General features: G+C 71.5%; 13 protein-coding genes. 6 read left to right on the top strand and 7 right to left on the bottom strand.

Annotated elements, in window-relative coordinates; all coding sequences use genetic code 11:
- Window positions 1-987, bottom strand: a 987-nt coding sequence (locus FPZ41_RS39280; RefSeq protein WP_322621303.1) for a serine/threonine-protein kinase, incomplete at its 3' end; no start/stop codon positions are given.
- 425 nt (window positions 988-1,412) lie between these two features.
- Entirely contained in the window at window positions 1,413-2,141 is a 729-nt protein-coding gene (locus FPZ41_RS39275) for a VOC family protein (protein ID WP_152868692.1), read from the bottom strand.
- Window positions 2,142-2,422: 281 nt separating this feature from the next.
- Between FPZ41_RS39275 and FPZ41_RS39270 the strand changes: the two genes are divergently transcribed.
- Window positions 2,423-3,058, top strand: coding sequence for a TetR family transcriptional regulator (locus tag FPZ41_RS39270; RefSeq protein WP_322621305.1), 636 nt, complete (start codon window positions 2,423-2,425; stop codon window positions 3,056-3,058).
- A gap of 180 nt (window positions 3,059-3,238) precedes the next feature.
- Here FPZ41_RS39270 and FPZ41_RS39265 read toward each other — a convergent pair whose 3' ends face one another.
- A complete protein-coding gene (locus FPZ41_RS39265; protein ID WP_152868688.1) occupies window positions 3,239-3,745 on the bottom strand; it encodes a nitroreductase family deazaflavin-dependent oxidoreductase in 507 nt (168 codons plus the stop codon).
- Entirely contained in the window at window positions 3,745-5,070 is a 1,326-nt protein-coding gene (locus FPZ41_RS39260; RefSeq protein WP_152868697.1) for an acyl-CoA dehydrogenase family protein, read from the bottom strand. The genes FPZ41_RS39265 and FPZ41_RS39260 overlap by 1 nt, the downstream gene beginning before the upstream one ends.
- A gap of 124 nt (window positions 5,071-5,194) precedes the next feature.
- On the opposite strand from FPZ41_RS39260, the gene FPZ41_RS39255 reads away from it, so the two are divergent.
- Entirely contained in the window at window positions 5,195-6,373 is a 1,179-nt protein-coding gene (locus FPZ41_RS39255) for a thiolase C-terminal domain-containing protein (protein ID WP_152868686.1), read from the top strand.
- 90 nt (window positions 6,374-6,463) lie between these two features.
- Here the strand turns inward: FPZ41_RS39255 and bla are convergent, their stop codons facing one another.
- The gene (bla, locus tag FPZ41_RS39250; RefSeq protein ID WP_152868684.1) at window positions 6,464-7,489 is read right to left on the bottom strand and encodes a class A beta-lactamase; all 1,026 of its coding nucleotides are present in this window, start codon (window positions 7,487-7,489) and stop codon (window positions 6,464-6,466) included.
- Between the two features lie 190 nt (window positions 7,490-7,679).
- Here bla and FPZ41_RS39245 point away from each other — a divergent pair, with 190 nt between their 5' ends.
- Window positions 7,680-8,570 carry a LysR family transcriptional regulator gene (locus tag FPZ41_RS39245; RefSeq protein WP_322621302.1) on the top strand — a complete coding sequence of 297 codons (891 nt, stop codon included), beginning with the start codon at window positions 7,680-7,682 and terminating at the stop codon, window positions 8,568-8,570.
- A complete protein-coding gene (locus tag FPZ41_RS39240; RefSeq protein ID WP_152868680.1) occupies window positions 8,567-9,472 on the top strand; it encodes a serine hydrolase in 906 nt (301 codons plus the stop codon). Before FPZ41_RS39245 ends, FPZ41_RS39240 begins: the two co-directional genes overlap by 4 nt.
- A gap of 30 nt (window positions 9,473-9,502) precedes the next feature.
- On the opposite strand, the gene FPZ41_RS39235 is transcribed toward FPZ41_RS39240, so the two are convergent.
- Window positions 9,503-10,903, bottom strand: coding sequence for a DUF11 domain-containing protein (locus FPZ41_RS39235; RefSeq protein ID WP_228023293.1), 1,401 nt, complete (start codon window positions 10,901-10,903; stop codon window positions 9,503-9,505).
- 469 nt (window positions 10,904-11,372) lie between these two features.
- Here FPZ41_RS39235 and FPZ41_RS39230 point away from each other — a divergent pair, with 469 nt between their 5' ends.
- Both FPZ41_RS39230 and FPZ41_RS39225 read left to right on the top strand, forming a co-directional pair.
- A complete protein-coding gene (locus FPZ41_RS39230) occupies window positions 11,373-11,798 on the top strand; it encodes a pyridoxamine 5'-phosphate oxidase family protein (RefSeq protein WP_152868678.1) in 426 nt (141 codons plus the stop codon).
- Window positions 11,799-11,824: 26 nt separating this feature from the next.
- Window positions 11,825-12,493 carry a pyridoxine/pyridoxamine 5'-phosphate oxidase gene (locus tag FPZ41_RS39225; RefSeq protein WP_152868676.1) on the top strand — a complete coding sequence of 223 codons (669 nt, stop codon included), beginning with the start codon at window positions 11,825-11,827 and terminating at the stop codon, window positions 12,491-12,493.
- Here FPZ41_RS39225 and FPZ41_RS39220 read toward each other — a convergent pair.
- Window positions 12,471-13,340, bottom strand: a complete 870-nt coding sequence (locus FPZ41_RS39220) for a GNAT family N-acetyltransferase (RefSeq protein ID WP_322621304.1) — start codon at window positions 13,338-13,340, stop codon at window positions 12,471-12,473. The genes FPZ41_RS39225 and FPZ41_RS39220 overlap by 23 nt on opposite strands.
- Window positions 13,341-13,378 lie beyond the last annotated feature (38 nt).

The following is a 13,378-nucleotide window of genomic DNA, read 5'->3' as shown; positions in this document are numbered from 1 at the left end:
GACAGGAGGGGCGGGCCCGGCTCCGCCGACACGGCCACCGCCCCCGCTGCCGCCTCCGACAGCCGCGTTGGTTCCCGGATGCGTCACCGAGCGGCCGCCACGGCGTGACTCGATGAGGGAGACCGCCTTCTCGGGCAGCCACGCGGAGGCCGTGCCGCTGTCGTCGGAGCCGGAGCCGAAGAGGTGGGGCGCCAGCTGGGCCTGGAGGTCGGCCGGGTTGGGGCGCGCGGTCGGGTCCATCTGCATACAGGACTCGATCAGCGGCCGCAGCTCATCGGGCAGCCCGGAGAGGTCCGGTCCCTCCCTGAGCAGCATGAACACGGTCTCGACGGGATTCGCGCCATGGAAGGGCGCATGCCCGGTCGCCGCGAAGACGAGCATCGAACCGAGCGAGAACACATCGCTCGCGCCGGTCACGCTCCGTGAGTCCTTGGCCTGTTCGGGCGACATGTAGGCGGGTGTGCCGACGGCGACGTTGGTCATGGTCAGCCGGGTGTTGGACACACCGGAGGCGATACCGAAGTCGATCACTCTCGGCCCGTCCTCGACCACGAGCACGTTGGAGGGCTTCAGGTCCCGGTGGACGAGCCCGGCCCCGTGGATCGACTGGAGGGCCTCCGCGACCCCCGCCGCGAACCAGCGCACCGCCTGGGCCGGGAGCGGCCCGCAGTCGGTCACTATCTCTTCCAGCGAGGGCGCGGGCACGTACGCGGTCGCGAGCCACGGCACGGCCGCGCGCGGGTCCGCGTCGACCACGGCCGCCGTGTAGAAGCCGGAGACGGCCCGCGCCGCCTCGACCTCGCGCGTGAAACGGACCCGGAACAACTGGTCCTCGGCGAGCTCCGTTCTGACGGTCTTGATCGCCACTCGACGGCCCGACGCCGACCGCGCGAGATAGACCAGCCCCATGCCGCCGGCACCCAGCCGTCCCAGCACCTCGAACGGCCCGATCCGCCGCGGATCGTGCTGCGTCAGCTGATCCACCACTTGCCCTGCCACCTCCCCGTACGGGCCGCGTCACCCTCGAATGAACACGACCCCGTGCAGCGTCTCACCACGGCACCGCCGCGGCGGCACGCCCCCCGATTCTTCCTGCCCGCGCCACCGGTTGCGAACCCGGCGACGGATCGGGGTGTCTCAGGACAAAACCACGGGATACACCCTCAGGGGAAGCCGCCGCCCGGATCGTGGGACGGGTTCTGGTGACTTCTGGGGGTTCTTGAGAGTTCAGAAAGCATCGAAGGTGGCTGGGCGTGGCTGATATTGGCGGTTGGAAGGGCCGGTATCAGTGGTGGTCGTAGTCAAGGGTGACATGTCTGGGTGACATGTCTCTGGTGGTGCGTACTGCTGGCAGGTTCCGGTGGTGTGCGCCGGCGGTGCGTGAGTGTGGTGCATGCCGGTGCGCGCCCCCTTCAGCGCTGAAGCAGCGCGAACGACGCCCCCTGGTCGTCCGTGACCACCGCCACACGCCCGTACGAGGCGTCGAACGGCGGGACCTGCACGCGTCCGCCCAGCCGCTGCACCGTACCGAGCGCTTCCTCGGCGTCCGTCACACCGAAGTGGACGAGGAAGTGGGGCGGCATCTCGGCCGGGAAGACCTCCGCGAGGTCGGCGCGGCCGAAGTCGGGGGAGGCGCCGGGGCCGAAGAGGGCGTCGTGGAAGAGGGCGCCGTAGAAGTCGTTGGCGACCTTGGTGTCCCGCGCGTACAACTCGGCCCAGGCGAAGGTGCCGGGTTCGTGGCGGCGGCCGAAGCCCTGGTGGGTGCCGGGTTGCCAGATCCCGAAGACGGCGCTTTCCGGGTCGGTGGCGAGGGCCGTGGCGCCGAGAGGGCCGAGGCGGGTGGGGGTGGTGATGAGCCGGCCGCCGTGGGTCTCGATCCGCTCGGCCAGGGCGGTGGCGTCGGGGGTCGCGAAGTGGAGGGTCCAGACGGTCGGCATACGGCCGTTCACCTTGGGCGCGAGGGCGGCGACGGGCTCCCCCTCCTTGTACGCCCACACCGAGGTGCCGTACCCCTCCCCGAACGTCCACCCGAAGAGGCCGCCGTAGAACCGCTTGCCCGCCTCCAGGTCGGGCAACTGCGCGTCCACCCAGCAGGGGACGCCCTCCGGGTACGGTCCGACATGTGACGCTTGATCGGCCATACGGCCAACGTAACGGGCTTTGGGGCGGGGCGCGCGGTACGGGTAGGCCGACTGGGGCGGTGCCGCCTCCGCCGCCTCGGACCCTGTTTCCGTGGGTCGGCCCCCGGACCCCCGCTCCTCAAACGCCGCAGAATGGGTAGGGGCGGCGGGGGCGAAAGAAACTCGCCATTCACGCCGGACCCCGTCCCACGAACCCCTTGGTGAAAGACGTACGCCCCATTTGCAGTCGGCCGAATCGCGCTCCCATCACCCCTCGGTAAGCTGACGGCATGACAGGACAAGTGCGTACCGTCGACGGCCGCGTGGCCGGCCGACGTGGGCAGGCGACCCGGCAGAAGCTGCTCGACTGCCTCAGCGAGATGCTCAGCTCCTCCCCGTACCGGGACGTCAAGGTCATCGATGTCGCCCGGAGGGCGGGGACTTCACCCGCGACCTTCTATCAGTACTTCCCGGACGTCGAAGGCGCCGTCCTCGAAATCGCTGATCAAATGGCCACCGAGGGCGCCGAGTTGACCGAGTTGCTCGAAGGACGGTCCTGGGCCGGCAAGGCCGGCTGGCAGACCGCGCAGGAGCTCGTCGACGGCTTCCTGGACTTCTGGCGCAGGAACGACGCGATCCTGCGCGTCGTCGACCTGGGCGCGGCCGAGGGCGACAAACGCTTCTACAAGATCCGCATGAAGATCCTCAACTCCGTGAACAACTCCCTCGCGGACGCGGTCGCCGAGCTCCAGTCGAGGGGCAGGGTCGACAAGGACGTGAACCCGGCGGCGATCGCCGGTTCAATCGTCGCCATGCTCGCCGCCGTGGCCTCGCACCAGAAGGGCTTCCAGAGCTGGGGCGTCAAACAGGCCGAACTGAAGCCGAATCTGGCCCTGTTGGTGCACCTCGGCATCACGGGCAGGAAGCCGACCAAGTAGCGACAGATTTCGAAAGATTCTCTTCCAAGTCCTGTCAAACAGGCGGCAGTCGACCCGGCCCCCGGGAGGCTGCCGCCTGTCGGCTTTGTGCGGCCCGTCGCTCCCTCACCACCAGGCGTTCACACCCGGACCAGGCGTTCACGTCGACGGTCGGCGCCGGTCAGCGCCGATCGACACCGGTCAGCGCCGTACGAGCCGGAACACCCGGATCTCCCGCTCCACCCTCCCCTGGTACGTCGCGTACGGCGGCCAGAACGCCAGCAGCGCCTGCCACGCGACCGCCCGCTCCTCCTCCTCCAGCAGCCGCGCCCTGACCGGGATGTCCTCGCCCTTCCAGTTGATCTCGGCGTCGGGGTGGGCGAGGAGGTTGGCGGTCCAGGCGGGGTGGCTGGTGCGGCCGAAGTTGGAGCCTATGAGGAGCCAGCTCGCGGGCAGCCCGCCGGACACGGACTCCGGCATGCAGGCCAGTGGCGTACGGCGCGGCTGTCCGCTCCTCGCCCCGGTGGCCGTCAGGATCGCACCGGGCAGCATCCGTGCGCTGAGCAGCACCTTTCCGTGGGTCAGCCGGTGGGCCGTGCGGTCGAGCGCGGGGATGACGTGCGGCGCGATCCGCGCGAACGTCCGCGTGGACGACATCCACTGCACCAGCCGGAGGCCCAGACCGTTCCCTTTCCTCGCGGCCGCCATCAGACCGCCACCTCCCCGTCCTCGAAGAGCCGGGCCGCGTCGGCCGCGTGCGCGCGCAGCCGGTGCACCGGGCCGAAGAGCAGCTCGTCCCCGGCGGCTCGCTTGAAGTACAGGTGCGCATCGTCTTCCCAGGTGAACCCGATACCCCCGTGCAACTGGATCCCCTCGGCCGCCGCCACCCGCAGCGCCTCCAGCGCCTGGGCCAGCGCGAGCCCGCCCACCCGCTCCCCAGGGACGGTGGGGGATGTGCGGGCCGGGTCGGCCGGGTCGGCGGTATGGGTTGTGCCGGGCGTACGGGTCGTGCCGGGTGTATGGGTCGTGCCGGGCGTACGGGTCGTGCCGGGCGTACGGGTCGTGCTGGGCTTATGAGCCGTCGCCCAGGCCGCGTAGTACGCCGCCGATCGCGCCGCCTGCACCCGTACGTACACGTCCGCCAGTCGGTGCTTCACCGCCTGGAAGGACCCGATCGGCCGTCCGAACTGCTCCCTCTGCCGTACGTAGGCGACCGTCCGCTCCAGGGCCCGGCCGGCCGCGCCCACGGCCTCGGCGGCCAGGACGGCGGCGACGGCGTCCCCTGTGCCGGCCAGCGCCTCAAGTGCGTCGCCCGTCTCCTCCCCGGTGCCGAGCAACTCCGCTGCCACATTGCGTAGTTCGAGGCGGGACCGCGGTCGCGTCTCGTCGAGGGACGTCTGCCGTACGCACGTCAGGCCCTCCGCCGGGGCCCGTACGGCGAACAGCAGCGTGCGCGAGCGCGCGTACCCTCCGGTGTGCGCGGCCACCACCAGCAGCTCCGCGCTGTGCCCGTCGAGCACCTGCTCCACCTGCCCGTACAGCCGCCACCCGCCGTCGGCGCGCCTCGCCTGCACTCCACCCGCGCGCCCGCCACCGGCCCAGTCCCCGCCGTTGTCGCCGGTCAGCCCGAGGACGTCCCCGAGACACGGGCCCGGTACGGCCAGGGCAGCGGTCGCCCTGCCACCGGCCAGGCGCGGCAGCAGGTCGGCACGCTGCTCCTGCGTGCCGAGGGCGAGAAGCAGCGGGGCGACCACAACGCAGGTCGCAAGGAACGGGCTCGGGACCAGCGCGCGGCCCAGCTCCTCTCCTGCCAGTGCCAGTTCCGTCGCCGAGCACCCGATCCCGCCGTACTCCTCGGGGAGGGCCAGTCCGGGCAGCCCCAGCTGGTCGGCGAAGGTGGTCCACAGCCCGCTGTCGTACCCGCCGTCGGTCCGTACGGCCGCGCGCACCTCCTCCGGGCCGCAGCGCTTCAGGAGCACCTCCCGTACCGTGCGCCGGATCTCTTCCTGTTCGGCGGTGAAGCGGGCGTCCATGGGCGGGTCCCCCTCTTCCTCACTGAGGATCTGACGGTCCGTCATATTAGGCCCAGGGTGCCCGGCTGCACAGCCCCGGCACTCCCCTCTCCCGATCCGCTCCATCTGATGTACCGTCAGATTCATGACTGCTGCTGTGACCGGTCGAAGGGTCGCGATCGTCGGCGTCTCCCTCTCCGACTGCGGCCGCGTGGACGACGCGACGCCGTACGCCCTGCACGCCCAGGCCGCCCGCCGGGCCCTGGCCGACTCCGGGCTCGGGCGTGAGGTCGTCGACGGCTTCGCGTCGGCGGGGCTGGGCACACTGGCCCCCGCGGAGGTCGCCGAGTACCTGGGGCTGCGGCCGACGTGGATGGACTCCACCTCCGTGGGCGGCTCCACCTGGGAGGTCATGGCGGCCCACGCGGCGGACGCGATCGCGGCGGGCCACGCGAACGCGGTGCTGCTCGTATACGGCTCGACGGCCCGCGCGGACATCAAGGCGGGGCGGCGAACGGGCAACCTGTCCTTCGGAGCCGGCGGCCCCCTCCAGTTCGAGGTCCCCTACGGTCACACGCTCATCGCCAAGTACGCCATGGCCGCCCGCCGCCACATGCACCAGTACGGCACCACGCTGGAGCAGCTCGCCTCCGTCGCCGTCCAGGCCCGCGCGAACGCCGGGCCCAACCCCGAGGCCATGTTCCGCGAACCGATCACGGCCGACGACGTCCTGTCCGGCCCGATGATCGCGGACCCCTTCACCAAGCTGCACTGCTGCATACGGTCCGACGGCGGGGCGGCGGTGCTGCTGGCGGCCGAGGAGTACGTACAAGACAGCCGCTCGGCCCCGGTGTGGATCCTCGGCACCGGGGAGCACGTCTCGCACACCACCATGTCCGAGTGGCCCGACTTCACGGTCTCCCCGGCAGCGGTGAGCGGGCGCCTCGCCTTCGAGCGGGCGGGGGTGCGCCCCCAGGAGATCGACTTCGCCGAAATCTACGACGCCTTCACGTACATGACGCTGGTGACACTGGAGGACCTCGGCTTCTGCGGGAAGGGCGAGGGCGGGGCGTTCGTGGAGAAGGGGCGGCTGACGCTGACCGGCGACCTGCCGGTGAACACCGACGGGGGTGGCCTGTCGGCCCAGCACCCGGGGATGCGGGGGCTGTTCCTGCTCGTGGAGGCCGTACGGCAGTTGCGCGGCGAGGCGGGCGAGGGACGGCAGGTCCACGCGGCGGACGGCGGCACGCCCCGGCTGGCTGTCGCGTCCGGGACGGGCGGCTGGTTCTGCTCGTCGGGGACGGTGGTGCTCGGACGGGGATGAGGGCGCCCGGATCCGCACAGGCAGGTCCGCCGTCGAGCCCGCCGCGGGGGCCACGAACCGAGTCCGCCGCCGAGTCCGCCGCCGAGTCCGCTAGGACAGGGTGTCGGCGACCACTGAAGCCGCCTCCGCGATCAGCTTGTTGTCGTGGGTGTCGTCCTCCTTGCCGCGGTTCGTCAGGATCGCCATGACGATGGGGGCGGAGTCGGGGGGCCACACGACGGCGATGTCGTTACGGGCGCCGTAGTAGCTGCCGGACCCGGTCTTGTCGCCGACCACCCAGCCCTCGGGCACCCCGGCCCGGATGACCTCGTCCCCGGTGGTGTTGGTCTTCAGCCACGTCGTGAGCCGGTCACGCTCCCGCTTGCCAAGGACGTCTCCGAGAACGTACGCGCGCAGGTCCTTGGCGACGGCCCGCGGGGTGGTCGTGTCCCGTGTCTCGCCCGGCACCCAGTTGCTCAGGTGGGGCTCGATGCGATCCATCGAGGTGACCTTGTCGCCCAGCTTCCTGAGTTCCGCTTCGAGAGCCTTGGGGCCGCCGAGCTCCTCGTACAGCAGGTTCGCCGCGGCGTTGTCGCTGTACCGGACGGCGGCGTCGCACAGCTCGCTCAGCGTCATCCCGGTCTCGACGTGCTTCTCGGTGATCGGGGAGTTGGCGATCAGGTCGTCCTCGGAGTACCTGACCACCCTGTTCATGCCGCTCAGGGAGTACTTCCGCAGGACGGCGCCGGCTTCGAGCGCCTTGAACGTGGAGTGGTAGCCGAAGCGCTCGCCGTCCCGGTAGGCCACCTCGCGTCCGGTACCGGTGTCGATCGCGTAGACGCCGAGCCGGGCGTCGTACTCACGCTCCAGTTCCTTCAACTCGCCGGTGAACGGGGCCGTTGCCGCGACCGGGACCGTCGTCACGGCGGACCGGGACGGCAAGGCCGAAGAGGTCTGCGAGGTCGACGAGGCCGTGGAACCGTCCTGGCCGCAGGCGGCGAGCGGGACGAGGAGAGCAAGCACGGCGAGCGCGCCGCGCAGGGCGCGACGGGCAGAAGTGAGGCGGGCAGAAGTGAGGCGGCCAGAAGTGAGGCGGGCAGAAGTGAGGCGGGCAGGTGTGTGGCGTGTGGTGCGCATGGTCCAACCTCCTGGGTGGTCGTGACTTGGGGCGAGGGATCGATCCGGGGATCACCCTCACCGCCGGGCAGCCATGCGGTCCAATACGCGAACGCGCCGTTCCATGCCGATTCGGCATAGAGGTCGGGCCATGCGTCTGGCCGTGGATGGGGCCGTGGGTGGGCCATGGCTTTGGCATAAGGTTCCGGCTGTGGACCTGGTCGGAGCGTGTCGTGCGTTCGTCAGCGTCAGCGAGCACGGCAGTTTCACCGTGGGTGCGGCCGCCGCCCGGATGTCGCAGTCCGTGGCCAGCCGTCGCGTCGCCGCGCTGGAGGAACGCTTCGGCGAGCCGTTGTTCGAGCGCACGTCACGGCGGGCCGTCCTCACCCCCTTCGGCCGGGAGATGCTGCCGACGGCCAGACAGCTCGTGCAGGCGGCCGACGTACTGCTGCACGAGGCGGAGGCCGCCAAACGCAAGCCATGGCGGCTCGCGGTGCCCGGCATCTGCTCCACGGCCGGTCTCGCCCGCCTCGTCGCCGAGGCACGCGGGCACGGCGTCACCCTCGATCTCCGCGTCGCGGGACCGGCGCAGCGCAGGGAGCTCCTCCACGCTCAGCAGGTGCGGGCCGCCCTGCTCGCGGTGGAGCCCGACGACGCGAGGTGGTCCGTGCCGCTCGGGCTTGCCGGAGCCCAGCATCCGGGCGTGAACCGCGTCTACCTCGACACACTGCGGGTCGGACGAGCCTCCTCCGGCCCCGCCCGCCGCGTCTGGATCCAGCCCGAGGACGATGTGCCGCACATCCGCGACCCCCTGGCACGACTACGCGACGCCGTCGGCCTGCGACCCGCACAGCTCGTCGCCGCGCCCGACCTGACGACCGCTGCGGCGGAAGTCTTTTGCTCACGCGACCTGTTGCTGTGCTCCCCCGCCCAGGCCGAGGAACTCGCCCTGACCTGGCGGCCCGTCGGCGAGATCACGCTCTGCCGGGGCTTCGTCCTCGCCGCCGCCGGCGACGGCAATCCGCAGATCGTCGAAGCGCGCCTGGGCGACGCCGTCGCCCGCTGTCTGGGCGCGGAAACCTCAGGAGGGGCAGGGACTTGAGCACCGAGGCGTTACTGCACGACCTGCGCGGGCAACTGCGCGACGGCGGCCTGCACGGCTGCCTGCTCGTGCGGGATCTGCACACGGGAGATGAACTGGGGATCGAGCCGGACACCCGGCTGCCGTCCGCGTCGCTGGTCAAGGTCCCCCTCGCGATGGCGACGCTCGAACGCATCCGGCGGGGCGAACTCGACGGAGCGACGGCCCTCGACGTGCCGCCCGGGCGGATCACCACAGCCGGCCCCATCGGGCTGAGCCGCTTCCGCCACCCCGCACGGATCGCGGTCGACGACCTGCTCTACCTGAGCACCTGCCTGAGCGACAGCCATGCCGCCGACGCCCTGTTCGGCCTCACCCCGCCCGCCCGGGTCGCCGAGATCCTCCACGAGCTCGGGCTGCGCGACATCGCCGTCCGGCACACGATGAACGAGCTGATGGACACCCCCGTCGAACGCCTCGACGCCACCGAGGTCCACCTCGCCCACTCCCTCGCCATCGACGCCGGCACCAGCGGCCGCGGCCACCGGGTGCCCCAACTCGACACCACCCGCGCCAACACCGGCAGCGCACGCGCGTGGGTCGAACTGCTCCAGGCCCTGTGGACACCGTCGAAGATCCATCCCGAGGTGGCCGAACGCGTGCGTGACCTCATGGCCCACAACGTGCTCCGGCACCGGCTCGCCCCGGACTTCACCTCCGACGCCACCACCTGGTCCTCCAAGACCGGCACGCTCCTGAACCTCCGCCACGAGATCGGCGTCGTCGAACACACCGACGGCCAGGCCTACGCCATCGCCGCCCTCACGGAATCACTCGTCCCGGCCGGCAGCCAGCCCGGAGCCGAGGCCCTCATGGCCCAGGTCGCACGCGAACTGCGGGACCACCTGCGGCAGCTGTGGTAGCCAGGCCCCGGCCCACGTCGCCTACGTCGCCTACGGCTGGACCCTTATCGCGGCCTCGTCGTTGGCGGGGTTCGGGTCGCGGCGATCGGTGTCGCCCCTGTCCAGAATGGTCGCCGAGCCCTCCCCTGGTTCGCCGAGGCGCAGGGTGAACTCGAAGGTGCGGGAGTCGCCCGGCTCCAGCCGGCGGATGTCGCAGGTGTACGCGAAGCCGTTGCTCTCGCAGTAGGGCTCGTAGACGCCGTCGTCGATCGCGGACATGGGCTGCTTCAGTACGGTCACGCCGAACGGAGGGCTGAACACCAGCTCCGCGGCCGGGCCGGGGTCGCCGGGACCGTTGTTGCGGACGGTGAGGCGGACCTTGCTCTCGGTGCCGGGGGCACCCTTCAGGTCGACGTCGGAGATCTCGTAGTCGGCGTGGGTGTCGAGGGTGACGTCGGTGCGGGCGCCGCCCTTGACGAACGTACCCTTCGTGTCCGCGGCCGTACCCTTCGTGTCCGCGGCCGTGCCCTTTGCGTCCGCGGACGTGCCCTTCGCGTCCGCGCCGTCCACGCGCTCGGCTTCGAGGGCCGGGCCGTCACCGGGGTCGCCGCCCTCGGGTGCGACACCGTAGTGTCCCGGGCCCATGTCCAGCGCCCACGCGTCCTGCCCGAAGGAGCCGTACATCGTCGTCTCGGAGGCGCGCAGCCGCACGGCGGGCCGGAACACGACCGTCTCCCCGGGTCCGATCCGCAGGTCCGGGAACCGGCAGATCGCCATGTGGCCCCGCTGAGGCTCCGGGTAACGGCAGTTCGCGTACCGCTGCGTGAAGTCCAGGTCTCCGTCGATGAGTTTGAGGCCGAGGCCGTCGACGGGTACCTCCCCGGTGTTGCGGACGACGACGGGCGCGGTGATCCCGGAGCCGGGACGGACGTCCTCGAACGGCTTGATCGCGAGCACCTCGACCACCGGCTCGCCGACGACCACCCGGGTTTTGGCGGTCACCCTCTCGCCGTCCTTGGTGGTGTACGTGAACCGCACGACGCCCTCGTCCCCGGGTTCGGCGCCCTTCGCGGGCACGGGGAAGACGCGATCGAGGTCCTCCCAGTTGCTGTACGTACCGTCGACCTCGCAGGTCACGCGCACGGTGTCGCCCGCGCACCGGGCCCCGCTCTTGCGCAGGCCGACGGTCTTGAGCCGTATGACGTCCTCGGAGCCGCGCACGTCCGCGGTGAGCCGGTGGTCGCGCTCACCGTTCCTGGTGGGTGCCTTGGTGTCCTCCGCCCGAAGGCGGAAGGGCTGCTTGTCGTGAGGGCCGGACTTGTCGCCCTGGGGGCGCAGGTAGAAGACCTCGGGCGCGGAGATCCAGGGCTCCTTGTCGCCGACGCCGGCGCATGCGGTGAGGGCGAGGAGGAGGGCTGTGGCGGTGAGGGCGGCGCCCGTTGCGCGTCTCAACGGACGGCGGTGAGGGAGGCTCCGGGGCAGGCGCCGCCTTCGTCGGCGCTGCAGCTCGACTTGAACCGGGCCGGTTCGGTCTTGCTCACAGGTGTCCTGCCTTCCGCTCGATCTGTTCCACGGAGCGGTCCGCTGGACCCCCTCCGACTGCGAGGTCAACGTACTGGCTGCCGACGGTTCGCTGAAGACCGGGTTGACGGGGGATGGCGCAACTCTGTCGGTCACCCGGGTGATTCGGGCCATGCGGTCGCGCGTCGGAATACCCGGAGACCCAGGGTCGTCTGATGGAAAGGCAGGAGAGACAGGAGCAACAAAACAGGCAGAAGAAGCCAAAGCAGAAGCCGAAGTGGAAGCAGAACCAGAAGCGGAAGCAGAAGCCGATGCCGCAGCCGCAGCCGTCGCCGTCGCCGTCGCCGTCGCCGAAGCACGAACGACGGCGTCCGTGCCCCACCCATTGGAGGAGACCGACATGGCACTGACCCACGAAGAGCGAGAGCAGTTCCTGGCCGAGCCGCACATCGCGGCGTTCGCCGTGGACGGGGGGCCGGGTCGCGCCCCGCTCACCGTACCGATCTGGTACCAGTACGCCCCCGGCGGCGACATCTGGATCATGACCGGGCTCGACAGCCGCAAGAACAAGCTGATCGAGGCCGCGGGCCGGTTCTCCCTGATGGTCGACCGGGTCGAACCCACCATCCGGTACGTGTCGGTCGAGGGGCCGGTGATCGACACGGCCCCCGCCACCATCGAGAGACTCCGCGAGATCTCCGCCCGCTACCTCCCGGCCGGGAAGGTGGACGCATACGTGGACGTCGCCTGGAAGAGCCACGGCGAGCAGGTGCTGATCCACATGCGGCCGGAGAAGTGGGTCTCGTCCGACCTGGGTTCCCTGTGAGGCCCTGAGCCGGTGACAATCGGGGCATGGGAACGGATCTTGACGAGCTGCTGAGGTCGCTGCGGGTGTGGGCCCCGGAGGTCACCGAACTGCGCTCCTTCGACCCGGCCACCGCCCCCGCCGAACCACTGCCCCTGTTCACCACGTGGTTCGCGGAGGCGGTGGCGGCGGGGCAGCCGGAGCCGCACACGATGTCGCTCGCCACGGCGGACGCGGAGGGCGCGCCGGACGTACGGACGGTCATGCTGCACGGCGCGGACGAGCACGGCTGGCACTTCGCCTCGCACGCGGGCAGCCGGAAGGGCCGGCACCTGGCCGCCCGGCCGTACGCGGCGCTCGGCTTCTACTGGCCGACCCTGGGCCGCCAGGTGCGGGTACGCGGCCGGGTGACGGTCGCCCCCGCCGAGGTGGCGGACGCCGATCTGCACGCCCGTTCCACGGGGGCGCTGGCCGCCGCCCTCGTGGGGCACCAGAGCGAAGTACTCCCTGGCTACGAGGAGTTGGAGCGGGCCTCGGAGGCCGCATGGGAGCGGGCGCAACGCGAGCCGGACGCGTCGGTGCCGTCGTGGACGGTGTACGTGCTCGCACCGGACGAGGTGGAGTTCTTCCAGGGCGACGCACGGCGGCGGCACGTACGGCTCGACTACCGGCGCGACGAGGAGGGCGGCTGGGTCAGGGAGCTGCTGTGGCCGTGAGGCGGGCCGGGGCCGTGAACTCGCGGGTGGCGAAGTCCTGGACCGGGCGGTAGCCGATGCGCTGGTAGAGCCCGTTGCTGGTGGGGTTGGACAGGTCGGTGAAGAGCAGCACCTCGTCGGCGCCCTTGGCGAGCGCGGCACGGCTGACCTCAGCCGTGACCGCACCCGCGTACCCGCGTCCGCGCAGCGCGGCCGGGGTGTAGACAGGCGCCACGCGCACCTGCCCGGCCACCTCGGGCATGGCTCCCGCCATGGCGACGGGCGTACCGTCCGGCAGCTCCCACACCATGAGCCCGCCGTACGCGAGCCGCGCCGCGACCCACGCGTCCGGATCCCGCTGCGGTGCGCCGCGGTCCGCGCAGAACTCGCCGTACCACCGGACGAGCAGCTCGTGGTCGCCCCCGCCCGCGAGCCGCGCCTTGCCGGGCGGGGCGGGCTCGGGCACCGTGAGCGCCCCGAGCCGGTACAACCGCTGCCGCGTCGCGAGCCGGGCCACGGCGCCCGTACGACGCCCCCACGCCGCCGCGAACTCCGCGGCCGCCCGACTCGGGCCCATCACCCCCGGCAGCACCTCGCCCCTCTCCGCGAGCCGCCCGGCGAGCGCTTCGGCGGGCTCGGGGGCTGCGGCGGTGAGGTTCAGTGGGTTCGGCGGTGTCCGCAGGGCAGTCGCGCGTACGGCGCCCTCCGGGTCCGTGAGCCACGCGAAGTACGGCGCCTCTTCGCTGTACACCCGCATTCCCCGCGTACGCAGTGCGTCGGTGACCGTCAACTGCACGGTGTGCAGCGCGGGTTCGGAAGCCAGGAAGGCACCGGCACGGTCGAGGAAGACGCCGAGGTCCCGCGTGATCTGCCAGTCGTACGGGTGGGAGGAGGGGGAGGCCGAGG

Origin of the sequence: Streptomyces acidicola (genome assembly GCF_009377235.1) — a bacterium.
GTDB classification, from domain to species: domain Bacteria; phylum Actinomycetota; class Actinomycetes; order Streptomycetales; family Streptomycetaceae; genus Streptomyces; species Streptomyces acidicola.
This window is presented reverse-complemented; position numbering and strand designations above follow the sequence as displayed.